At 71.2% G+C, this 21,891-nt stretch carries 18 protein-coding genes; 10 read left to right on the top strand and 8 right to left on the bottom strand.

The features are described 5' to 3' along the window. Nucleotides 1–303: 303 nt before the first annotated feature. Together AC07F3_RS09280 and AC07F3_RS09275 are read left to right on the top strand one after the other, a co-directional pair. Nucleotides 304–1,104, top strand: a complete 801-nt coding sequence (locus AC07F3_RS09280; RefSeq protein ID WP_479112052.1) for an inositol monophosphatase family protein — start codon at nucleotides 304–306, stop codon at nucleotides 1,102–1,104. Between the two features lie 96 nt (nucleotides 1,105–1,200). After that, nucleotides 1,201–2,136: an SDR family oxidoreductase gene (locus AC07F3_RS09275; RefSeq protein WP_479112050.1), complete on the top strand. Its 936-nt coding sequence runs from the start codon at nucleotides 1,201–1,203 to the stop codon at nucleotides 2,134–2,136. A 136-nt stretch (nucleotides 2,137–2,272) separates the two neighbouring features. Here the strand turns inward: AC07F3_RS09275 and AC07F3_RS09270 are convergent, their stop codons facing one another. After that, nucleotides 2,273–3,442: an MFS transporter gene (locus AC07F3_RS09270; RefSeq protein WP_479112048.1), complete on the bottom strand. Its 1,170-nt coding sequence runs from the start codon at nucleotides 3,440–3,442 to the stop codon at nucleotides 2,273–2,275. A gap of 661 nt (nucleotides 3,443–4,103) precedes the next feature. On the opposite strand from AC07F3_RS09270, the gene AC07F3_RS09265 reads away from it, so the two are divergent. Next, nucleotides 4,104–6,299: a hypothetical protein gene (locus AC07F3_RS09265; protein WP_479112047.1), complete on the top strand. Its 2,196-nt coding sequence runs from the start codon at nucleotides 4,104–4,106 to the stop codon at nucleotides 6,297–6,299. A gap of 84 nt (nucleotides 6,300–6,383) precedes the next feature. Here AC07F3_RS09265 and AC07F3_RS09260 read toward each other — a convergent pair whose 3' ends face one another. Continuing rightward, the gene (locus AC07F3_RS09260; RefSeq protein ID WP_479112045.1) at nucleotides 6,384–6,782 is read right to left on the bottom strand and encodes a hypothetical protein; all 399 of its coding nucleotides are present in this window, start codon (nucleotides 6,780–6,782) and stop codon (nucleotides 6,384–6,386) included. Nucleotides 6,783–6,899: 117 nt separating this feature from the next. Continuing rightward, a complete protein-coding gene (locus tag AC07F3_RS09255; RefSeq protein ID WP_479112043.1) occupies nucleotides 6,900–8,195 on the bottom strand; it encodes a PAS domain S-box protein in 1,296 nt (431 codons plus the stop codon). 572 nt (nucleotides 8,196–8,767) lie between these two features. Between AC07F3_RS09255 and AC07F3_RS09250 the strand changes: the two genes are divergently transcribed. The 3 genes from AC07F3_RS09250 to AC07F3_RS09240 are packed head-to-tail and all read left to right on the top strand — an operon-like array spanning nucleotide 8,768 to nucleotide 13,430. Beyond that, a complete protein-coding gene (locus tag AC07F3_RS09250) occupies nucleotides 8,768–9,988 on the top strand; it encodes an ATP-grasp domain-containing protein (RefSeq protein ID WP_479112042.1) in 1,221 nt (406 codons plus the stop codon). After that, on the top strand, nucleotides 9,985–12,048 hold the full coding sequence (locus tag AC07F3_RS09245) for a PEP/pyruvate-binding domain-containing protein (protein WP_479112040.1): 2,064 nt from the start codon (nucleotides 9,985–9,987) through the stop codon (nucleotides 12,046–12,048). The genes AC07F3_RS09250 and AC07F3_RS09245 overlap by 4 nt, the downstream gene beginning before the upstream one ends. Continuing rightward, on the top strand, nucleotides 12,045–13,430 hold the full coding sequence (locus AC07F3_RS09240) for an MFS transporter (RefSeq protein ID WP_479112038.1): 1,386 nt from the start codon (nucleotides 12,045–12,047) through the stop codon (nucleotides 13,428–13,430). The genes AC07F3_RS09245 and AC07F3_RS09240 overlap by 4 nt, the downstream gene beginning before the upstream one ends. A gap of 109 nt (nucleotides 13,431–13,539) precedes the next feature. Here the strand turns inward: AC07F3_RS09240 and AC07F3_RS09235 are convergent, their stop codons facing one another. Together AC07F3_RS09235 and AC07F3_RS09230 are read right to left on the bottom strand one after the other, a co-directional pair. Further along, nucleotides 13,540–14,295, bottom strand: coding sequence for a 2-phosphosulfolactate phosphatase (locus AC07F3_RS09235; RefSeq protein ID WP_479112036.1), 756 nt, complete (start codon nucleotides 14,293–14,295; stop codon nucleotides 13,540–13,542). A gap of 229 nt (nucleotides 14,296–14,524) precedes the next feature. Next, the gene (locus AC07F3_RS09230) at nucleotides 14,525–16,027 is read right to left on the bottom strand and encodes a carboxylesterase/lipase family protein (RefSeq protein ID WP_479112034.1); all 1,503 of its coding nucleotides are present in this window, start codon (nucleotides 16,025–16,027) and stop codon (nucleotides 14,525–14,527) included. Nucleotides 16,028–16,117: 90 nt separating this feature from the next. Here AC07F3_RS09230 and AC07F3_RS09225 point away from each other — a divergent pair, with 90 nt between their 5' ends. Further along, nucleotides 16,118–16,711: a TetR/AcrR family transcriptional regulator gene (locus AC07F3_RS09225; RefSeq protein ID WP_479112032.1), complete on the top strand. Its 594-nt coding sequence runs from the start codon at nucleotides 16,118–16,120 to the stop codon at nucleotides 16,709–16,711. Between the two features lie 157 nt (nucleotides 16,712–16,868). Here AC07F3_RS09225 and AC07F3_RS09220 read toward each other — a convergent pair whose 3' ends face one another. After that, entirely contained in the window at nucleotides 16,869–17,774 is a 906-nt protein-coding gene (locus AC07F3_RS09220) for a LysR family transcriptional regulator (RefSeq protein WP_479113049.1), read from the bottom strand. A gap of 87 nt (nucleotides 17,775–17,861) precedes the next feature. Here AC07F3_RS09220 and AC07F3_RS09215 point away from each other — a divergent pair, with 87 nt between their 5' ends. The 3 genes from AC07F3_RS09215 to AC07F3_RS09205 all read left to right on the top strand — a co-directional run bounded on the left by AC07F3_RS09215 (nucleotide 17,862) and on the right by AC07F3_RS09205 (nucleotide 19,607). Further along, complete coding sequence (locus AC07F3_RS09215) at nucleotides 17,862–18,491, top strand: carboxymuconolactone decarboxylase family protein (protein WP_479112030.1); 630 nt, start codon at nucleotides 17,862–17,864, stop codon at nucleotides 18,489–18,491. 73 nt (nucleotides 18,492–18,564) lie between these two features. After that, on the top strand, nucleotides 18,565–18,990 hold the full coding sequence (locus tag AC07F3_RS09210) for a tautomerase family protein (protein WP_479112029.1): 426 nt from the start codon (nucleotides 18,565–18,567) through the stop codon (nucleotides 18,988–18,990). 332 nt (nucleotides 18,991–19,322) lie between these two features. Next, nucleotides 19,323–19,607, top strand: coding sequence for a hypothetical protein (locus tag AC07F3_RS09205; RefSeq protein WP_479112027.1), 285 nt, complete (start codon nucleotides 19,323–19,325; stop codon nucleotides 19,605–19,607). A gap of 16 nt (nucleotides 19,608–19,623) precedes the next feature. On the opposite strand, the gene AC07F3_RS09200 is transcribed toward AC07F3_RS09205, so the two are convergent. Both AC07F3_RS09200 and AC07F3_RS09195 read right to left on the bottom strand, forming a co-directional pair. Beyond that, nucleotides 19,624–19,992: a hypothetical protein gene (locus tag AC07F3_RS09200; protein ID WP_479112025.1), complete on the bottom strand. Its 369-nt coding sequence runs from the start codon at nucleotides 19,990–19,992 to the stop codon at nucleotides 19,624–19,626. 141 nt (nucleotides 19,993–20,133) lie between these two features. Continuing rightward, the gene (locus AC07F3_RS09195) at nucleotides 20,134–21,780 is read right to left on the bottom strand and encodes an APC family permease (protein ID WP_479112023.1); all 1,647 of its coding nucleotides are present in this window, start codon (nucleotides 21,778–21,780) and stop codon (nucleotides 20,134–20,136) included. Nucleotides 21,781–21,891 lie beyond the last annotated feature (111 nt).

Raw genomic sequence — 21,891 nt, 5'->3', positions numbered from 1 at the left:
CCAAGGGGGATGGAGTGGCCCCACTCCCGGAATCGGATCCTCGAAGGGCGACCAACTCGCTGAGCACCCTGAGCGTCAGCATCCACACCCTGGCCTACCGGGCGCGCGGCGGAAGCGCGGTCGTCCTTCGAGACGATGTGAGCCGACCGTGCTTCTGCCTTCGGCGCACACCAGCCAGTCGCCATCCCGGACTTCGCCAGGTTGGGACGGGACCCGGTGCGAGGACGGCGAGCCGAGCGGCCCCCCTGTTCCCTATGGGAAAAGCCGCAGGGGAAGTGGCTCGGCATCGCTACTCTGCCCAGCATGATCAATTCATATGCGAGCTTCGACGATGCCGCGGTCGCGACAGCCGCCGCGCGGGCCGGTGCGGACGTGGTGCGGGCCCTGTACGGTCGGCGCCTGGACCGCATCGACAAGGGCGCCGGGGACTTCGCCACGGCGGCCGATGTGAAGGCCGAGGAGGCGATCCTCGACGTCATCCGTGCCGCACGGCCCGAGGACGCGGTGCTCGGCGAAGAGGGCGGGCAGCAGGGTGGTGCCGACGCCTCGCGCCTGTGGTTGGTGGATCCCCTGTGCGGCACGTTGAACTACGCCGTCGGTTCCATGCTGGTGGCCGTCAATGTGGCGCTGCGCCACGGCCCGGCGGCGGTGGCCGACCCGTTCAGCGGTGAAGTCTTCTTCACCGACGGGGAGTCCGCCTGGACTCGGCGGGATGGAGCCGACGACGCAGTGCTGAGGCCCACGTCGGCGACCCGACTCGTGGACGTGAACCTGGATCCGCCGTTCCCGAGCGCGCCCGGGCTCCGGGCCGTGGATCTGCTGGCGAACCCGGAGTTCGCCGAGCGCTTCCGGCCGCGGGTCGTGTCGACGACGCTGGCACTGGCCTGGGTCGCCGCGGGCAAACGCGCCGCGTACGTCACCGATGGCGGCGACCTCTCCAGCAGCGTGCATTTCGCGGCCGGTATCGCTCTGTGCCGGGCAGCCGGTTGCACGGTCACCGGGATCGACGGCGGCCCGATCGGTGAGGCGGGCCGGGGGCTCGTCGCCGCCGCCGACGCCGAGACCCACGGGCTGCTGATGTCGATGCTGCGCGGCCGAGGCTAACCGGACACAAGGTGTCGGGTTTCGGCGCGAGCATGGGGCCACCGCCCCGCGTCGACGACGGGGCGGGCCACCATGTGCACATACACAAGGGACCTCATGACCATCACGACCGGAACATCGGCACCGGACCTACAGGGACAGATCGCACTCGTCGCGGGCGCGACGCGGGGAGCCGGGCGGGGCATCGCCGTCCAGCTCGGCGCGGCGGGCGCGACGGTCTACGTCACTGGCCGCACGACCCGGGAACAGCGCTCGGAATACGACCGCCCCGAGACCATCGAGGAGACGGCGGAGCTGGTCACCGCGGCGGGCGGCACCGGCATCGCGGTACCGACCGACCACCTGGTGCCGGAGCAGGTCCGAGCGCTGGCCGAGCGCGTCGACGCCGAGCAGGGGCGGCTCGACGTGCTGGTCAACGACGTCTGGGGCGGCGAGCGGCTGTTCGCGTTCGACGTACCGGTATGGGAACACGACCTCGACAACGGCCTTCGGCTGCTCCGACTGGGCGTCGAGACCCACGCGATCACCAGCCACTACCTGCTGCCGCTGCTCGTACGCCGACCGGGCGGGCTCGTGGTCGAGATGACGGACGGAACGTCCGCGTACAACCAGGCGCACTACCGCAACTCGTACTTCTACGACCTCGTCAAGAACAGTGTGCTGCGCATGGCGTTCGTGCTCGCCCACGAACTGAGACCGCATGGCGGGACAGCGGTGGCCCTCACTCCGGGTTGGTTGCGCTCGGAGATGATGCTCGACGCGTTCGGGGTCACCGAGGACACCTGGCGCGACGCGTTGACGGCGGTGCCGCACTTCTGCATCTCGGAGAGCCCGGCGTACGTCGGGCGCGCGGTCGCCGCCTTGGCGGGTGACGCCGATGTCGCGCGCTGGAACGGCCAGTCGCTCTCCAGCGGACAACTCGCCCAGGAGTACGGCTTCACGGACCTCGACGGCTCCCGGCCCGACTGCTGGCGCTACCTGGCCGAGGTCGACAACGCGGGCAAACCGGCGGATGCCACCGGGTACCGGTGACGGGCAGCGGCACGAGGCCCCGGGGCCGACCGCCGGTCGGCCCGGGGGCCCGGCCTCCCCACCGGCACCTTGGCCCCGGCAGCCCGGCATCGCCCTGAGTCCGTGCGGCGGCCCGCCTCTGGACTGCCGCATTCCCTCAGGATGAGCGGAGGCGGGTGGCGAAGAGCAGGAGCAGGGCGAGCGCTTGCAGCGCGCCGACCACCCCGATCAGCAGCGGGATCGAGTAGCCGTACAGCGCGCCGGTCAGCGCACCCCCGGCCAGGCTTCCCGCGCCCACCACCCCGGCGAACACTCCGTACGCGGTCGCCCGCCGCCCCGCCGGGACGAGGTCGGCGACCGTGGCCCGCAGCGTCGACTCCTGGACCCCCATGGCCGCGCCCCACACCAGCGAACCCGTCACCGCGAGACCCACCGTCGTGGTGAAGGCCAGCGCCGGGACAGCCGCCGCCAGCAGCGGCAGCACCAGCAGGACCCGGGCGCCGTACCGGTCGTAGCACCAGCCCGTCGCCAGGGCCGCGACCGCGTCCACCGCCATCGCGCCCGCGTACAGCACCGGCACCCAGGCAGCCGTGAGGAGCCCTTGCTTGACCAGGTGGAAGGAGAGCACGCCGAAGGTCGCGAAGCCCGCGGTGGTGGTGGCGGTGAACGCCGCGTACGTCCAAAAGGAGCGCGGCAGACGCCTGTTGACCGGGTGCGGGAAGCCCCGTTCCGGCCCGGTCGCGTCACTTTCGTATGCGGAGGGATCGGGCACCCGGGCCCGCAGCCATACCAGCAGGCCCAGGACGCCGAGGCCGGGCAGCGCCAGTACCCCCAGCGCCGGGCCGTAGTCGCCGCCCGTCACGGCGAGCATCGTGGCCACTACCAACGGGCCGACCAGTGCGCCGACTTGATCCATCGCCTCGTGTACGGCGAAGCCGCGCCCGCGTCCGATCGTCGCGGTGGCATGCGAGAGGAGCGTGTCCTTGGCGGGTGAGCGTACGGCCTTGCCGACCCGCTCGGCGACCACCAGCACGCAGGCCGCCCACAGCACTCCCACCACGCCGAGCAGCGGCACCGAGGCCACGGTCAGCGCGTATCCCGCGATCGACAGACCCCAGAAGCGGCGCGTGCGGTCGGCCAGCGGCCCCGACACCAGCCGCAGTCCGAGCGCTGCCGCCTCGCCCGCACCCGTGACCACGCCGACCACCAGGGCAGAGGCGCCGAGCGAGGCCAGCAGCGGGCCCGTGATGGAACGGGCACCCTCGTACACGAAGTCCGCGAGCAGGCTCACCGTGCCGAACCACACCACGAACCGCCACGGTCGCATCCGCACAGGCGCCGCGTCCCCCGCAGGCGCCTTCACGCGGCCACCAACAGCCAGTTCACTCGGGCCCTCTCCCTGCCTCGACGGGTGCAGCGTGGACACGGTAGCTGTGCAGCCGAGACATGTGCCCGCCCCTCGCGGAGTGCCGGGAAAACGTCCCTGGAACGGGGGCGGCGGGGGCCTGGTCGCGGCAGGCCATCCGGACCGGACGGGGCGGAGCCCGGAGTGGCGCGGAGCCGGTTGCGCCTCGGGCACCACCCGCCGGAGGCTCTTCCGCCATACCCGGACTCGGGCGTACCGCCGCGGTGACGGCGGCTCCGTAAATTCCTGGTCTCCCGTCGGCCGCGTCGTGTCACTGCTCTTGCGCGGTGGCATGGCCAGGACGACACTCCCGGATTGCGGACACGCGGGCACCTCCTGCGTGAACGTCCTTCACTCGCCGTTTCAGCGCAACTACGGGTTCCAGAAGGGATGTTCAGCGGCGCGTGCCACAGGGGCGACAGTCCCGCAGGGGGCGTCGTGCCCCGGCCGAGCCGCCACTGCCTGATGCCATCGGCACCCGAGCGGCAGGCCGCCTACGGAGGGGGCGACCAGCCCGCCCCGTGACCGTACGCACGTCGAGCACGTTCGCGTTCCCGAAGAGAGGCAGCCCATGATCAGACCCGTGTCAAGCCGCGGTCTTCTCGCCGTGGCCGGCGTCACCGCCGTCATCCTCACCGGTGTCGCGTTCGCCCAGCCCGCGATGGCCGACGTCACCAACGGCGGTTTCGAGACCGGCACCTTGTCCGGCTGGACCGCCGCCGGAACCACGGCCGTGGTCAGCTCCGGAGCACACACCGGCACGTACGCGGCCCGAGTCGGCGGCACCACGCCGACCAACGGCAACTCCTCGATCACGCAGACCTTCACCGCGCCGGGCGGTTCTCCCTCGCTCAGCTTCTGGTACGACGTGTTCTGCCCGGACACCGTCACATACGACTGGGCGACCGCCACCCTCAAGGACAACACGTCCGGCACCACCACCACGCCGCTGGCCAAGACCTGCACCAACGGCCAGGGCTGGAAGCAGAAGACGGCGGGGCTGACGGCCGGGCACTCCTACACCCTCACCCTGGTGAGCAAGGACGACGACTACGCGGGTGACCCCACCTACACGCTGTACGACGACGTGGTGGTGTCGGGCGCCGTCGCCAATGACTTCTCGATCTCCGACAGCCCGTCGTCGGCGAGTGTCAACGCGGGTTCCTCGGCCGCGTCCACGATCTCCACAGCGGTCGTCTCCGGCGCCGCCGAGACCGTGAACCTCGCGGCGGGCGGCCTGCCGGCGGGAGCGAGCGCGACCTTCACTCCCGCTTCGGTGGTCGCGGGCGGGTCCTCCACCCTGAGCGTCACCACCAGCACGAGCACGCCGTCCGGGACATATCCGATCTCCGTGACCGGGACGAGTCCCTCGGCGACGCACTCCACCGCCTTCACCCTGACCGTCAACGGCAGTGGGCCCACGCTGACCCGAGTCAGCACCGACCCGTTCACCAACGCCTCAAGCCAGCACGCCACCGAACTCGAACCGGACACCTTCGCCTACAGCAACACCATCGTGGCCTCCTCGCAGGTCGGCCGGTTCACCGACGGAGGCTCCTCCGACATCGGCTGGAACACCTCCACCGACGGCGGAGCGACCTGGCAGCACGGCATGCTGCCCGGCATCACCGTCTACCAGGGCGGCGGCAGCTGGGCCCGGGTCTCCGACCCCGCGGTCGCCTATGACGCCCGGCACGGCACCTGGATGGTGGCGGGCCTGGTCATCGACGCCAACGCCAACGGCGCGGGTGTGACCGTCAGCCGCTCCGGCGACGGGCTGTCCTGGCAGAACCCGGTGCTGGCGCTCGGCAACGACGGCCAGGGCTACGACAAGGAATGGATCGTCTGCGACAACACCGCCACCAGCCCCCATTACGGCAACTGCTACGTCGAGGTCGACATCACGTCGTCCGGCAACGCTGTCGTGATGAGCACGTCGAGTGACGGCGGTGCCACGTGGTCCGGGCCCGTCGCCCCCTCCGGCGGTCCGAGCGGCCTCGGCGGCCAGCCGCTGGTCCAGCCGAACGGCACCGTGGTGGTGCCCTACTCCACCGACGGCACCTCGATCCGCGCCTTCAACTCAAGCAACGGCGGCGCCAGTTGGAGCGCGAGCGCGCTCGTCGCCAACGTCAGCAGCCACGGCGTGGCGGGCGGGCTGCGGGACGGGGAGGGCCTGCCCTCCGCCGAGATCGACGCCTCCGGGAAGATCTTCGTCGCCTGGCAGGACTGCCGCTTCCGCTCCGGCTGCCCCGCCAACGACATCGTCTACTCCTCGTCCCCCGACGGCACGACCTGGTCGCCGGTGACCCGCGTCCCGATCGACGCGACCAGCAGCACGGTGGACCACTTCATCCCGGGCATCGGCGTCGACCACAGCACTTCCGGCAGCACGGCGAGGATCGGCCTGTACTACTACTTCTACCCGCAGGCCAACTGCGCGGCCGCGACCTGCCAGTTGGAGGTCGGCTTCCTCTCCTCCGCCGACGGCGGCACCACCTGGAGCTCTCCCCAGACCGTGGCCGGCCCCATGTCCCTGTCGCAGATCGCATCCACCACCCAGGGCAGCATGGTCGGTGACTACATCTCGACTTCCGTCGTGAACGGCAAGTCCGTCGCCGTGTTCGCGGTCGGCAAGACCCCGACCAACGGACAGGCCTTCGACGAGGGCCTGTACACGGCGGGAGCCCTCTCCCTGACGGGCGGAACCGTCCGAGCCGAACGCGCCCCGGACCGCGCGGCCACACACCCTGCTCGACCCCCGTTGCGCACCGCGCACTGACCGCGGCACCGACAACCCCCCGCGGGTGCGGCCGCACCTCCGGCCGCACCCGCGGCACCCTCACGGCACCTGGGCCCGCCCCGCTCACTGGCCTGGTGACTCGTCCTCCTTCGTCCGGGTTGAGGACGGCGGGAAGAAGGCGCGGGTGGGGAGGAGCAGCCCGGTCAGTGGCAGCACGATGAAGACCACCTGGTGGACGTGGTCCTTGCCCGGCGGCAGCCGGCCCACCAGGTGAGCGATCCAGAACACCGGGTAGAACCACAGCGCGAGCCACGCCCACCGTTCCCGGCGGCGGAACGGGACGAGGGCGATGAGCACCCCGAAGAGCCCCATGCCGGTCGCCGCTACCCCATCGGCCCGCATGAGCCGTTCGTTGTCGGACGAGGGCGCCACCACGGCGACGAGGCCGAAGACCAGGACGCCGACCCCGACGACGACAAGGCAGATCCACGCCGCCTTCATACGGAAGTTCTCTCGCTTCACGCCAGGAACCTACCCGCGCGGGTCTGGGAGCATCCCGGCGCCGACATCCTGCACCGCGCACCCGGGATGAGGTCCTTCCGCTCGGCACTCCTGCCTCCGTGCGGGCGGGGCTCGTCGTCAGGCGGGGCTGAGCGGATGGGTCGCGGTGGCCGAGCGCGGTGGCCAGGCGCGGGGGGCGAGAATGCCGAGCACGTAGGCGCGGGCCACCAGGGCGGGCCGGGTGTCCGCGCCCAGGAGGTCGCGCAGACGGCTGAGGTGGTAGTCGACCGTCTGCCGGGACAGCTTCAGGGAGGCGGCGATGGCACCGTTGCTGCTGCCCGCCGCCAGCAGGGAGAGGATGCGCAGCTGCGCCGGGGTGAGTGAGGGATGGGCTTCGTGGGGGAGGCCTTCGTGGGTGACGACGGCCCACACGTGCCGGGCCCGGGTGCCTCCGTGGCCGACCGTCGTCAGATGGAGTTGCGTACGCCGTTGCCGCCCCTGGGCGTCGACGAGCAGCGCGGACGCCTCCACCCGGCGGGTACGCCGCGCTATGAGGCCGTTCCACCTGCGGTGCAGCCGGTCGAGGCCGGGCTCGGGGGCCAGCAGCGTGTGCGCGCGGCGCCCGACCAGGTCGGGCAGGCTCAGGCCGAACAGCTCGGCGGCCGCCGAGCTGGCCCTGACCACGCGGCCATTGGCCGACAGCAGGGCGCACGGCAGTCCGCTGTGGTCGCGCAGGGCCCGCAGGTCGTCCTCGGCCTCCTGCCGCTGGACCGTGGCGCGCAGGTGGTCCGTGATGTCCACGTAGATTCCGGCCACGCAGGTCCGCGCGTTCTCACCCACGGGGAACCGGTGCCCGACCGCCTGGCCCGCGCTGCCGTCGGGGCGGCGGTAGTCGAGGGTGTGGCGCACCGGCGCGCCGCGGGTGAGGACCTCCTGGTCGAGGCTGCGGAACTGCTCGGCCTCGGCAGGGGCGTCGAAGTCCTCGATGCGCTTGCCGATGAGCTCCTCCGGCACGGTGCCGTAGAGGTGGGCGTAGGCGTGGTTGGCCCACAGGTAACGGCCGTCGCGGTCCCGGATGAAGGCGGCGGCAGGGGCGAGGTTCACCAGCCGCGCGAACGCGGCATGCCGAGTCGGGATGTCGGGGCGGGCGTCGACCTCCACGGCGAGACCGCGCGTGCGCCCAACGGCCTCCCCATCGCCCACGGGCCAGTTCACATCGAAGGTGCGGCCGTCGAACCGCGCCTGCCAGTGGCCGGCGCCCGGCGGGCGTCCCCGGGGCGGAAGGTCGGTGCGTAGACGGTCGAGGAAGCGCTGCGCCGTGCCCGGGTCGGCGAAGGCCCCGCCGCCCGTCTCCCGTACCTGCCACGGCTCGTCGGTCTCCCACCAGAACACCGGCAGGTGTTCGAGCAGGGCCTTGAGACTGGAATCGTCCACAGCGTCTCTCCGTCCGTATACGGGCTGTACGCAGCCGACTGACGCACAGTCACATTGCGATGGGTATCCCGTCCCCCGTGCGCGCATGCTCGGTTCTCGGCCGAAGTGGGGGGCGGCATCGAGCCTTCAGCTGTCCGGCGAGGCCGCAACTCGCTCTGTTACTCAGGCATTTGCCTGAATCGCAGGGGGCCTTCGAAGCGATACGGGCGTCGGCCGCGTGGTCCCCTGGAGTGTGCGGGTGAACACGCCCCGACACATGCGCCCGGAGATCCCCCGCACTCCACGCGCATCACCGATCAGCACGACGAGCCATGTGACGCGTACCGCGCGTGCGACCGCCACGCCGCGCGTACGGCGCACAGGGCCGACATCGACACACGTCGCCACACAGCGACACGGACGAATGGAGACGAACTTCAGTGAGCAAGGTGCTGTTAGTGCATGCCAAGGGTGGTCCGCCGCTCGGTCACGTCCTGTCCCGGACGGCCGCGAGGGCGGAAGTGCACCTGCTGGCGCTCAGCGCTCTTCCTCCCGCCGTGGCAGGTTCCGCCCGGAGACTGTGCGCCTCGGTCGTGAAGCCTGCCGACGCGCAGCGATCCGACCTGGTGGATCTCATCGTTTCGCGGGCGAAGGCCGTGGGCGCGGACGCGGTGCTCACCTTCTCCGAGTACGCGGTGGTGGCGGTCGCCGAGGCGTGCGAGGTTCTTGGTCTGGCGGGGGCCGGACCCGCCGCCGCGCTCGCCCGCGACAAGCGGCTGATGCGCCGCACCTGGAAGGAGTGCGGGCTGCCGCAACCCGAGTTCCGGGCGGTCGCCACCGAGGCCGACCTGCACGAGGCGGCCGACACCCTGCCCTTCCCGCTGCTCCTGAAAGCGGCTTGGAGCGCGGGGTCCACCGCCCACCAGATCATCCGCTCCCCGCACGAGGTGACGGCCGCCTGGAACCGCTCCCGTGAAGTGATGGCCGAATCGGCACAGTTGGGATACGCGGAACTGCACGTGGCCGAGGCGCAAGGGCACTACGTCGTCGAGCAGATCGTCACCGGCACCGCATCGGAGTGGTTCGACGAGCCCGGCTGGGGCGACTATGTCAGCGTCGAGGGGGTCGTGGCGGACAGAGTCTTCCACCCGGTCTGCGTCAGCGGCCGGATGCCCACGGTCGAACCGTTCACCGAGCGAGCGGGCATCACCCCGGCCCTGTTGTCCAAGGACGCCCAGGACCGGGTGGTGACCCTCGCGCGCGAGGCCGTCGACGCGCTCGGCCTGCGCAACTGCGGGACCCACACCGAGATCAAGCTCGGCGAGAACGGCGCCATGTGGCTGATCGAGACGGCCGCCCGGTTCGGTGGCGCGATGACGGTGCCGCAGATCGAGGACGTCTTCGGCCTCGACCTCGTCGGCATGCTCGTCGACCACCTCGTCGGCCGCCCGGTCCGGTGGCCCGAGCAGGCCCGCACCCCGGCGCAGGCGCGAGGCGCGGCGGGTTCCCTCGTCGTCCTCGCCGTCGGCAGCGGGGGAGAGGCGTGGCGGGACCGCAAGGTCTGGGACTTCCCGGCCGTCGCCCAGAAGGTGCGCCTCAGCCGGGGCAGTGAGCTGTCGGTGGTCGCGGAGAGCTCTCTCGCCGACGGCCGGGTCGTTCCGGTCTACGACCCGGCAGCGGGCGCCAACACCATGGCGGCCCTGTGCCTGCTCTCCGCCCCCGACGCGCGAACGGTGCTGCGCGACTTCGAAACGCTGGTGGACGCCCTGCCGCGCGTTCTGCCCGCCGCACGGCATGAGGAGGTCCCCGCGTGACCTCCCAGCTGCTCGCCCACGCCCCCGAGCCGGCCACCGATCGTACGGTCGTCGGCGAGAACCTCTCCCTGCCGCTCTTCCGCACCCTCTCCGGAGTCCTGGCCGGGCACCCCTACCTCAAGGTCGTCGTCGACCGCGCGGAGAACACCTGGCACCTGCTCGACACGGCGGCGCACCCCTTCCACGTCAACTACATCGCCACCCGCGTCCTCGGCATGGACCTCGCCGCGCTCGACGCGGAGCTGGACGCCTTCAACGCCTCCGTCTACATGGACCCCGAGCGTCGGTTCCTGCTCGGTGTGCTGTCCCTGCACACCGACGAGGACACCGAGGGCCGCGAGCGTACCTTCCTCGTCCTGGAGACCACCGAGGCCGACACCATGAACGGCCAACTCCTGCAATGCTTCTACGAGTTCGTCAGGGAACGCGTCGACGGCAGGCTCCCGTTGCTGCTCAAGCCCGCCAACCACGGGCAGGAGGAGGAACTGGCGGCGATCAGTGAACTGCGGGTGCCGCGCATCCTGAGTCATGAACTCTTCGGCAACCGCGTCCGGACGCCGCTGAACCCCGGCGAGGCCACCGGGCGGCTTCGGTACTTCCCGACGCACGAGGCGTACGCGGCCGCCGAGGCCGGGCTCGGCTGGGCGGACATCGTCGCCATGCCGTGCCTGCCCGACGACGTCCCCCGGGTGGCCGGATTCCTGAACACCGCCCCGATCACCCCGCTCTCGCACACCAACGTCCTGGCCTCCGGCTGGGGGATACCCAACGCGATCGTGCGCGATCTGGAGCAACTCGTCGAGCAGGACGGCCTGGACGGCGCATGGGTGCGCTACCGGGTGTGCGAGGACGAGATCGTTCTGGAGCGTCTTGACCACGAACCGGTCCTGCGGGCGCCGGCCTGGCACCAGCAGCGCATCCGTCTCGAACCGCCCCTGCTCGATGACACCCCGGTCCTGGCGCTGCACCGGCTGCGCAGCACCGACCGCGACCGTTATGGCACCAAGGCCGCCAACCTCGGCGAGCTGCACCACGTACTGGACAGCCGTACGGCCGACCTGACCGCCTTCTACGCGCGGCCCCGCCCGCCGCGCGAGGACCTCCTGGGGCACCTCGCGGCCCGGCTCGGTCTCAATGCGCCCTCCGCGGCCGAACTCCGCACCAAGGCCGCGGACTTCGTGGCCTCGACGGTCGGCGCCCCGGACGGCGTCGCGCTCCCCTTCGCCCTCCAGCAGCGCTTCCTCGCCTCGTCGCCCGCCCTCCAGCAGGGCATCGGCAAACTCAAGATGGCACTCGAACTCGACGCGACCGACGTCCTGGACTCGCTGTGCCTGCAACTCCAGCAACTGATCCGGCACACGCCGGTTCCCGAGGCCGTCACCCGGCAGATCAGCCAGGCCTTCCCGGCCCCGCCGGCCGCACCCCGGCGCCTGGTGGTGCGTTCCTCGTCCAACGCCGAGGACCTCCCCGGCTTCTCCGCGGCCGGTGTCTACGACTCCGTCACCACCGTCCACGGCACCGCTGAACTCCTGGACGCGGTACGCCAGGTGTGGGCCTCCCTGGTCTCGCCCCGCAGCGTGCGGCTGCGCCATCAGGTCGGCATCTCCCTCGACGACACGTACATGGGCGTGATCATCCAGGAGTACGTGCCCGCCTCCCTCGGCGGCGTCCTGGTGACCTGCGACCCGACCCGCCGGGCGGACTTCCGCAACGTCTACCTCAACTGCTCGCCCGGCTCCCCGGAACAGGTCGTCGACGGCTCGGTCCTGCCCCAGCAGTACCTGTACAACGTGGTGGAGGGCGGCGGCCGCACCGTCGCGCTGGGCTCCTGGGGCGACGCCTTGCCCGCCGCCACCCGCGCCCGGCTCGCCGACCTGTCCCTGACCGGGCGGCTCCTGCAGTCCCACTTCAGCGGGGCGGACCTCGACGGGACACGCGGCCGGTCCCGGGCCGACGGCCCCTCACCGGGGCCGGACGTGGACAAGCCGCTGGACATCGAGTGGCTGATGACCGAGCGGGGCGACTTCCGGCTGGTCCAGATCCGCCCGTACGCGCTGTGAGCCCGCGCACCGAGGCGGCCCGCCCCAACAAGGGCGCGCTCACCCACACCGCCCGCCGGCTCATCCGCCTCAACTACGGCTTCCAGCTGCTGTTCAACCTGCTGTGGTGGATGCCGGTGTTCTACGCGTACCAGCGGGAGGCCGGACTCTCCGACGGGCAGATCTTCGGCATCCAGAGCATCTACTACGTGGCCTTCTGTCTGTTCGAGATCCCGACCGGGCTGATCGCCGACCGCATCGGCACCCGCAACTGCCTGCGGGCCGGCGCGGTGGTGATGACGGCGGCGAACCTCGCACCGGTGGTCAGCGCCTCGTACACCGGGTTCCTGCTCCACTTCCTGGCCATCGCCCTGGGCCGCTCGCTCACCTCGGGGGCGGCCAGCGCCTACCTGTACGACGGGCTGCGTGCGGAGAAGTGCGACCAGCACTATCTGAACGCCGAGGGCACCGCACGGGCCCTGGGGCTGGCGGCGAAGGTCGTGTGCTGGCCGCTCGTCGGCCCCCTGATGGCGCTGGCTCACACGGCTCCCTACGTGCTGAGCGCCGCCAGCGCCGCGGGCTCGCTCGCCTGCGCCGTCGCGCTGCCCCGGCTCACCGGGTCGGGAGGCCGTGCCCGGAAAGCGGTCCCCGCCCGCGCCGGCGGAGCGCGCGGAGGCGGGGCGTTTCTGCGGGACGCGGGGGACGCTCTGCGCTGCGTGGCGTCGTCGCCCTGGCTCGGTCTGGTGATGGTGCAGGGTGTGGCCGTCTTCACGCTGTCCCGGATCTGCCAGGTCAACCTCTTCCAGCCGATCCTGCTGGACCACGGGATCGGGGAGGCCTCCAGCGGCGGAGTCCTGGCCGCGATGACGGTGGCCGAGGCGGTGGCCTCGGCCCGCCCCCAGTGGCTGAGCCGCCGCTTGACACCGGTGGCCTGGGTGTCGGTCCTCAGCCTGGTGCTGGCGGGCACGCTGGCGGCCATGGCGTTCGGGGGCCCCTGGGCCGTGGTCGTGCTGCTCTGCCTCTTCGCGGCCGCCACCGGCTTTGTGTACCCGGTCCAGCGCAAACTCGTGAACGACGCGGTGCCCGCGAACGCCCCGCGGGCCACACTGCTGTCGATCGAGAGCATCGTGGACCGCGCGGTGTGTGCCCTGGCCGCGATCGCGGTGGGCGCCTACGTCTCCGCCGGTCACCTGGACACCCTCCTGCTGCACAGCGCGCTCGCGACCGCCGTGCTGCTCGGCGCCCTCCAACTGCTGTTGCGCAGCGGGGTGGTGAAGCGGGACCGTGCCGCCTCCTCGCCCCCGACGACGGAAACGGAACCAGCGCGCACCCCGGCCGCCCGCGTCCGCTCCGGTCGTGACGCAGGCGTCAGCGGCGTTTCCGACCGCGGCGAATCCCGCTGACGACGGGGCACCACGCACCGAACAGGCAGGAGGTGAAAGCGAGAAAGGACGAAGCGACCGGCACCGGTGGCGCCGACGGCGAGGAAGTGGCTGTGGTGAGCGCGCCCGATCATTCGTCGCGTACGAAGGCCCCGTCGGAGAGGACGGGAACGACGACGGATCCGTCGAGTTCCGTCGCGATGGCGACGTCCTGGGCGAAGCCCGCGGTGGCGAGTTCCCGTCCGGAAGCACAGGCGGTGACGGCGGCGCCCGGGTCGGGAGTCGATGTGAAGACTCCCGCCGCTGCCTCGGCCTCCGGGGAGAGCGACCCGCGGCCACGCTTCCTCAGCCCGGCGATTACTGCTCCCGCGCCCAGCAGGTCTTCGAGCGCGGGCCGGAGGCTGCCGTCGGGCCAGCGTTCACCGGAGGCGATCACTCCGACCGGGCGCTCGGCGCAACCGTAGCCACGGGATGCGAGCCAGCCGCTCACGGCGGCGGCGTTGCGGAGCGAGGCCGCGACGACCGTGGCGCCGCCTGCCGCGGAGGCGATCGCTGACCCGTTGGGTGAGGGAAGCACCAGTCGAGGGGCGAAGGGAGCGCGGCGCAGGGCGGCCGGGGAGAGCGACCACGGAGACGTACTCGTAGCCGCTCGGCGTCCAACAGCCAACTCCGCGTCCACCTGGTCGGCGAACGCCGAGGCGCTCTCGTCCCGCCACCGGTAGGGGTAGACCCGTGTTCCCCCCTCCACCGCGATCGTCACGGACGTGGTGAAGGAGAGCACGTCGACGATCACCAGACAGGCGACGTCCGCCGCAAGTCGTTCAGCGCCGACCGGGCCCCACTCGAAACGCACCCCGAAGCCTGCCTGCGTACACCAGTCATCCATGGTTGAAGATCATGTCAGCTGCGGCTGGTCGCCGCACCGGGCCGCGTCCCTGCGGATCGCCGGGGTCCAGGGCGCGGCCCCCGCCGTCCGCCTACCTCGGTCCTGCTGAGCGCGCTCGGCGAAGTCCGGTGCACGATGCGCCCCGCGGTGGCCCAGCGGCTCTGTCACATGACTCAACCACCAGTGCTGGGCACGCAGTTGAGGCAGTGCACGCAGCCCCGGGGTGCGCTCAGGGAAGATCGAAGGGCAGCGGCGTGTGCCCCTCCCAGATCCGGCGCGAGGCCTCCTCGGGGTAGGGCACGGTTTGCGGCTCGGTGTCCAGCACGCGCGTGAGCCGCAGGCCGGGCTCGTAGGCGGGCCAGCCGGGGTCGCCGGTGGTGACGAAACCCGTCCAGGCCTGCCGGAACTGCCGCGACAGCGCGACCGCCTCGGGGGTGGCCGGGTCACCGCACACGTGTCTCCCGATGGGGCTGTCCAGGGTGCCGAACGCCAGAGGAACGTCCAGGCTGTGACAGGAACCCATGGCGCCGCCCAGGGCCGGTGAGCCCCACTGCAACTCGAACAGGTAGGAGGCCCCGCCTGCCGCGGCGTTCGCCTCGGCCAGCAGCAGGGACGGCATGCGGAAGAAGGCGTCGCCGCACACCGACTCGTACAACTCTTCCGGTCCGGCCTGCGGACGGGCGGCGCGATAGGCGTCCGCGCCGCCCGGCGTCGGGGCGAAGAACTCAAGGGCGGTACGGGCCTCCTCGTCGGTGACCTTGCCCAGCCGTCCTGTCATGACGGTGAACAGCCGGAATTCGTCGCGGGTGTGACCGACGAGGAGTTCGGTGCCGCTCGCCCGGCCGGAGTGGAGCGCGGACCAGGGTGTCTCGCTCAGCACGTCGCCGTCGATGACCGGGTACACGGCGACACCTGCGTGGGAGAACCGGCCCCAGCGCTCGCGGTGTTCGGATAGCTCGTTGCTGAGGGAGGTGAGTGCGGCGGCCAGGTGCCAGGGGTCGACGTCGGCGAGCCCAGCGGTGGTGGGCAGGGTGGCGAGCCGGTCCGCGAGCGCGGCGGAGACGTCTTCGGCCAGGGCGCGCGAACAGTGCCATCCCGGTACGGAGTGGGTGATGGCCCGGCGGAACAGCCCACGCGATTCCTTCATCGTCAGCAGGGCGGCGATCGAGCCCGCTCCCGCGGACTGCCCGGCCACGGTGACCTGGCCGGGGTCTCCTCCGAAGGCCGCTATGTTCCGCTGCACCCACCGCAGCGCGGCGATCTGGTCGAGGAACCCCCGGTTGGCCGGAGCCCCCTCGATGAGGGCAAAACCCTCCACTCCCACACGGTAGTTGAGGCTCACCACGACGATTCCCGCCCCGGCGAGCACCGCCGGATCGTACATCGGCTCGTCGGAGCCTCCCGCGACGTACGCGCCGCCGTGGATCCACACCAGCACCGGCAGCCCCGCAGCTCCCGGATCGGGGGTGCAGACGTTGAGGGTCAGCCAGTCCGTGCTGCTGGTCGACGCGGCGGGAGCCTGGCCGGGGTGCGGTACGGACTGCGGAACCGTGGGCCCGAACTTCACCGCCTTCCGCGTTCCTTCCCAGCGCGGCGGGGGAGCGGGAGCGAGGAACCGGAGCGCCTCCACCGGAGGTTGGGCATAGGCGATGCCGCGGAACTGCGCGGACCCCTGCCTCCAGAACCCCTCGACCCGCCCCTCGGTGGTGCGCACTCTCGGCTGTTCGGGCATGGTGCCTTCCTTCCTCCGCAGGAGCCTCCAGCGTTATCGGTCACATGTATTATGTCAACTGTAAGGAAACGTGAGCCACGGAGAACGACGATGCCGAAACAGGTGGACCACCGTGAACGCCGCGAAGCGATCGCCCGAGCGCTGTGGCGGGTGGTGGAGCAGCGGGGGGTCACGCACCTCTCCGTACGCGAGGTCGCGCGCGAAGCGGGCATGTCCCACGGCCAGTTGCAGCACTACTTCGCTTCGCGGGAGGCGATGCTCTCCTTCGCCATGGACTTCGCGTCGGAACAGACCTCGCTGCGTGTCGGCCGCGGGCTCCATGAGCTGGGTGACGAGCCGCACCCCCGCGACGTGCTCCGCGTCATGCTCACGGAGATGCTTCCGCTGCGGGCCGATGCCCGCGCGACGAGCCGGATGAGCGCGCTCTTCGTGCTGGAGGCACTGCACAACGAGAACTTCCATGCCCGGGCGCGCGACGGAATGGCCCAAGGGAGGCTTCTCGTCGAGCAGTTGATCCGGCAGGCGATCAAGGATGGGCACATCGCCTCGGACCGCGATCCGGTGGCCGAAGCACACCTCTTGCTCGCCCTCACGGGCTTCACCACACTGCTCGAACTGGGCGTGGTCGAGCCCCAGGAGGCGCTCGCGGCCATCGATCACCACCTGGACCGGCTGTTCCGCTGAGCTCCGTCCGCGATGTCCCCGCGGACGGTTTCGCGAGGTGCGGGGACGCTGACGGGCGTGGGGTGTTACGGGCGGCCAGGTGAGGCACTCGGGCTTGTGCGGGACGAGCGGGTGCCCACCTGAAGCCCTGGTGCTCTGCGGGTTCCGGGCGAGCCGGTCAGCCGTCGAGATCGGCGGCTCGGCCGCGCAGGGCGCGTGCCAGCGCCTGCATCGATGCCGTTGGGGGACCTGGCATGCGCACCAGGCTGACGCGACGCACCTCGTCCGCGACGCCGTCGACGGACACGAAGCGCACGCCGGGCGGGGCGGCGGGGAGCAGCGCCGGAGTGGCTGTGGTGAGGCCGGCGCCCGCAGCGACCAGGTGGAGCTTGGTCAGCCAGTCGCGGGCGGTGTGGTGGACCCGGGGCCGCCCGGGCAGACCGGGCCAGACGCCGAGCAGCGGCTCGTCCGCGGTGCCGGTACTGGCGATCCACGGCGCTGCCGCGAGCTCCTCGACGCCGACGCTGCCCCGGTCGGCGAACGGCCCGTCGGCCGGAACCACCACGGCCAACTGCACTTCCAGCAGCGGCTCGACGCGCAGGGGCGGATCGTCCGTGTCGGGCGACCGGTGCGGGGGCCGCGACGTCAGCAGGGCGAGATCCAGGGTTCCGGCGCGCAGCGCGCGCGTGAGCGAGGGAGTGGTCCCCTCGCGTGTCGTCACCTGGATGTGCGGGTGCTCCGCGCGCAGCAGCGCCAGGGCCCGGGGCACGATCACCGCCCCCGCGAGGGGGAAGAAGCCGAGGCGGACGCGGCCCCGCTCGGCCTCCTGCGCGCCGCTGAGTTCCCGGTCGGCCGCCTCCAGGGCATCCAGGGCGACGACGGCGTGCCGCAGCAGTGCGCGTCCCGCCGCGGTCAGCCGGACACCACCGGGGTGGCGCTCGAAGAGCCGGGCGCCGGTGGCCTGTTCCAGCGCGGCCACCTGTCGGGAGACGGCGGACTGCGTGTATCCGAGCGCGCCCGCGGCGGCCGTGAACGTGCCCCGCTCCGCCACCTCGCGCAGCACCCGCAGCCCGACCAGCGTCATCTCCACGAGCCCTCCATGAGCAATCGGCATGTCCATCATGCCGGATCTTCGTTGGTGGAATGCCCCTGACGTTCCTAGCGTGGAGGCATGAACGAGCACGCCACGGACGAGACTCCCGGGCTGGGCGGCCGGTTGCCCCTCCTTCCTCCCGACACCCTCGACGAAGCACAGCGCACACTGCATCGCCGACTGAAGGCCACACGGGCTCGTCACGCGGAAGTGGCGGGCTACACGGCCGCGCTGCCCGACGGTCGGTTCATCGGCCCTTTCAACGCCCTGCTGCGCGTACCGCACCTCGCCGCGCCTCTGCTGGAGTGGGCCCAGGCTCTGGCCCGGGCCGGCATCGCCGCAGATGTCCGCGAGGTGGTCGTCCTCACCGTGGCCGCTCATTGGCGGGCCGAGTACGCGCTGTACGCCCACACCGCGGCCGCCGGGAAGGCCGGCCTGCCCGAGCAGGCCATCGCTGCCCTGCGCCGGGGCGGCACTCCCCGCGGCCTGCGCCCCGACGCCGACGTGGCCCACCGTCTGGTGACCGCGCTGGTCCGCGAGCACCGCGTGGAGGACGACCTCTACGACGAGGCGGTGGCGGCGTTCGGTACGCACACCCTCATCGCCCTGGTCACCCTCGTCGGTCAGTACCTCAGCACTTCGGCGCTGCTGGCCTGTTTCCAGGTACCGGCACCCCGCTCGGACCGCACCGAGGGGCCCACGGTCTGAAGCGCCCGCACCGGCAGGGCCCGAGGCGGCCACCACCGCCACGAACAACGACGAACACGGAAGGCAAGACGTCATGCCCTTGATCAACATCTACCTGCGTGAGGGAACCGCCCTCGCGTACCGCCGGAACGTCTCCCTGGGACTGCACAAGGCCATGGTCGAGGTGCTGAAGATCCCTCAGGACGACCAGTTCCACGTGTTCCACGAGGTCTCGCCCGACAACCTCCAGATGCAGCCGGTCGTGTTCGGCCTGCGGCGCAGCGAGCGCACGATGCTCGTCCAGCTGACGTTCAACCACCGCACCGCCGAGCAGAAGGCCGAGCTGTTCCAGGCGATCGTCGACAGCCTCAGGCTCTTCGCCGACGTCCCCGAAGAGGACATCCTGATGGCGATCATGGAAACAGCCAGCGAGAACTGGTGGGCCGCCGGCCGCGTGGTCAACCCCGCCACCGGCTACGACGCGCGCATGAAGGACGTCCCCGCGGCGGCAGCGAGCTGAGACCTCCGGCCTGCATCTGGCGGCGCACCCGTCAGAAGTCGCTGAGGTAGCCCGCAGCTGGGGAGTCCGGCTTCGCCGCACCCAGCCGCCAATCGCCCGGACCCGAGCCGCCGACCGAGGGCGGAACCCCGGGGCTGTCCGGTATACGCCTAGCCCAGAAGGAAATCAGGCTGGTACTCCGGAGGCCCCGGGGAAGCGCGGGCACCCCGGACGGAGCGGGAAGGGCGTATGGAGGTCATTGACGATTTTGGACTGCCGGTTGCACTCATCGCGCCGGACGAACTGCCCCTGGAGCCCTGGAAAGACCTGGATCAGCCGGTGGCCGTCGACGGATGGCGGACCCTCCGCTCGCCCTGCGGCCGGAGCTGACGAGGCGGGGATTCGTCTGCAAGCCGTCGACGCTCACGTGGGTGGCCCGGCTGGGCAAGGGCGAGGAGGTCTTCCTGCGGGCGGTGCCCCGCAAGAGCCGTCAGCAGGAGTACAGCAGTGCCGCGGACGGCGGCGCGGGACATGCGTTGCAGTCCTGCCTGATCAGCCGCTCGCGCGTCGACGTCCAGCACTACACGGCCGCCGTCCTGACCGGCACCGTCGTTCAGCCGCCGGGGGAGCGCGGCTGAAGGGCCCCCGAGTGGTTCAGGCGCGCTTGCCTTCGCGGGTCTGCCCGAAGGGCTCGGATCGCCCCTTGCCGCGCAGTGGCCTCGACAGCACCACGCCGAGGGCGATGAACCACACGAAGCCGAGGAAGCGGCCGATCGGGATGAACACCGACCCGCTCTCGGCGACGAGGGAACTCATCGACAGCACACCGGCGATCCCGATCACCATGCCGCTCCAGGAGATCCAGGCGGGCAGGGCGCGGGCGGCGCGCCCTGTCGAGGCGACCAGGAAGACCGCCGCACCCAGCGTCGCGATGGCCGGGCCCGCACCGGTGCCCTCACAGACGGGCGCCGGCTGGACGTCCCACGGGAAGGCCGTGGGTGTACTCCCGCAGGCGTTAGACAACCTTCGCCGAGCTACTCGAAGCCCGGCCGTCGCGTCGCCGAACTCGCGCTCACGCCACCGGAGTTGCTCCGCACGAAGCATGGCTGAACGCGAGCATGTGGCACACCAAACCGAGCCGCTCCGGTCATCCGCGGACGGGGATCACTTGATGTCCGCTTCCTCCGGGACCACCACCTGGTCGATCATCTGCTGGATCTTCTCGCTCGGCAGCGCCACTGCGAGCGCCCAGTAGTAGATGACGAGGCTGAACACCGCCACCGCGACCATGTCCCACCACAGCGGGAACCACGGGTGCTTGAGGGGGCCGAAGTCGCTGGCGAAGACGATGAGACCCATGCCGATCAGGTAGACGGGCAGCCACTGCGCCGCCCGCAGATCGAGCTGCGGCGTGATCGGGTTCATCTTGAACACCCGGTTGGCGACGAGGATGACGTAGCCGATGAGGATCGCCACGCCCAGCTTCCAGTCGGTGCTCCAACCCGACCACAGGATCAAGAGGTTGGCGACCACGAAGGCCAGTGGTGACATCCAGCTTCCGCCCGGCAGGCGGTAGGGGCGTTCGGCGTTCGGCAGGCGGTTGCGGAACACGCCGAAGGACAGCGGCGCGCCGGCGTACATCAGCACACTGGCGCTGGTGATCAGTCCCACCAGCGACTGCCAGCTCGGGAACGGCAGGAAGCAGATGCAGCCGGTCACGAACGCGGCGATGAGGCCGGGCCAGGGAACGCCGCGCCGCGTGGTCTTCTCGAAGACCTGCGGAATGTAGCCGTTGCGGCTCAGACCGTAGGAGACCCGCGAGGACCCTGTGATGTAGATCAGGCCCGTACCGGCAGGGGAGACCACCGCGTCGAGATAGAGGATGGCGGCCAGCCAGCCCAGGCTGACGAGTGTGGCGAGCTGGGCGAACGGGCCGGTCAGGGTGTTGAACGCGGCGGTGGCCCAGGTGCCGTGGGTCTGCGAGGCGGGCAGTGCGGCGAGGAAGACGACCTGCAGCAGGATGTAGATGATCGCGCCGATCACGATGGAGCCGATCACGGCTCGCGGGATGTCGCGCTTCGGGTTCGCGCTCTCACCGGCGAGCTGGTCGGCCTGCTCGAAGCCCAGCAGCGCGAAGATGATGCCGCTCGTGGAGACCGCGCCCAGGATGCCCTTCGCGCCGTAGGGGTTGAATCCGTCGGCCGCGGTGAAGTTGCTCCCGTGGAACTGGACGATGGCCAGCACGAAGATCGTCAGCAGCGGGATGCCGACCTTCCACCAGGTCGCCGCGCTGTTGGTGCGGGCCAGCAGTCGGATGCTGAGGAAGTTGATGGCGGTGATGACCGCCATCAGCCCGATCGCGACGGCGATCCCGGAACCGGTCAGAAGGTCCTGGCCACCCTTGATCTTCAGCCAGCCCTTCGCCCAGGAGTAGTGCTGGCCGTACGTGATCATCGCCAGCACTTCGATGGGCGCGACCGTGGCCGCCTGGAGCCAGGAGAACCAGCCGAACGACGCTCCGGCGGCTCCGCCGAAGGCGTAGTGCGGGAAGCGGGCCGTGCCGCCGGAGACCGGATACATTCCGCCGAGCTCGGCGTGCACCAGCGCGAGGATCAGGATCGCGACGCTGCCGATTCCCCAGGAAATGATGGCGGCGGGACCGGCGACTCCCAGCGCCTTCTGCGCGCCGAACAGCCAGCCGGATCCGATGATCGATCCCTCGGAGGCCCAGATCAGCCCCACGAAGCCGATCTCTCGCCTCAAGCCCGGTCGACCGTCGCGCGTGACGGGTGTCGCCTCGGATACGCCCATGGCCGCACCTTCATCCAAGGTGATGTACGTCACAATCGTAGCGCTGGATCGCGCATCGCACACCGGCCGGGAAGGTACCTGGTTCCGGCACCCTCCGGGCCGGGCGATTCA

The organism is Streptomyces sp. NPDC045846 (genome assembly GCF_056431605.1).
The sequence above is the reverse complement of the archived record's forward strand: the minus strand, read 5'-3'. Positions and strand labels throughout refer to the sequence as shown.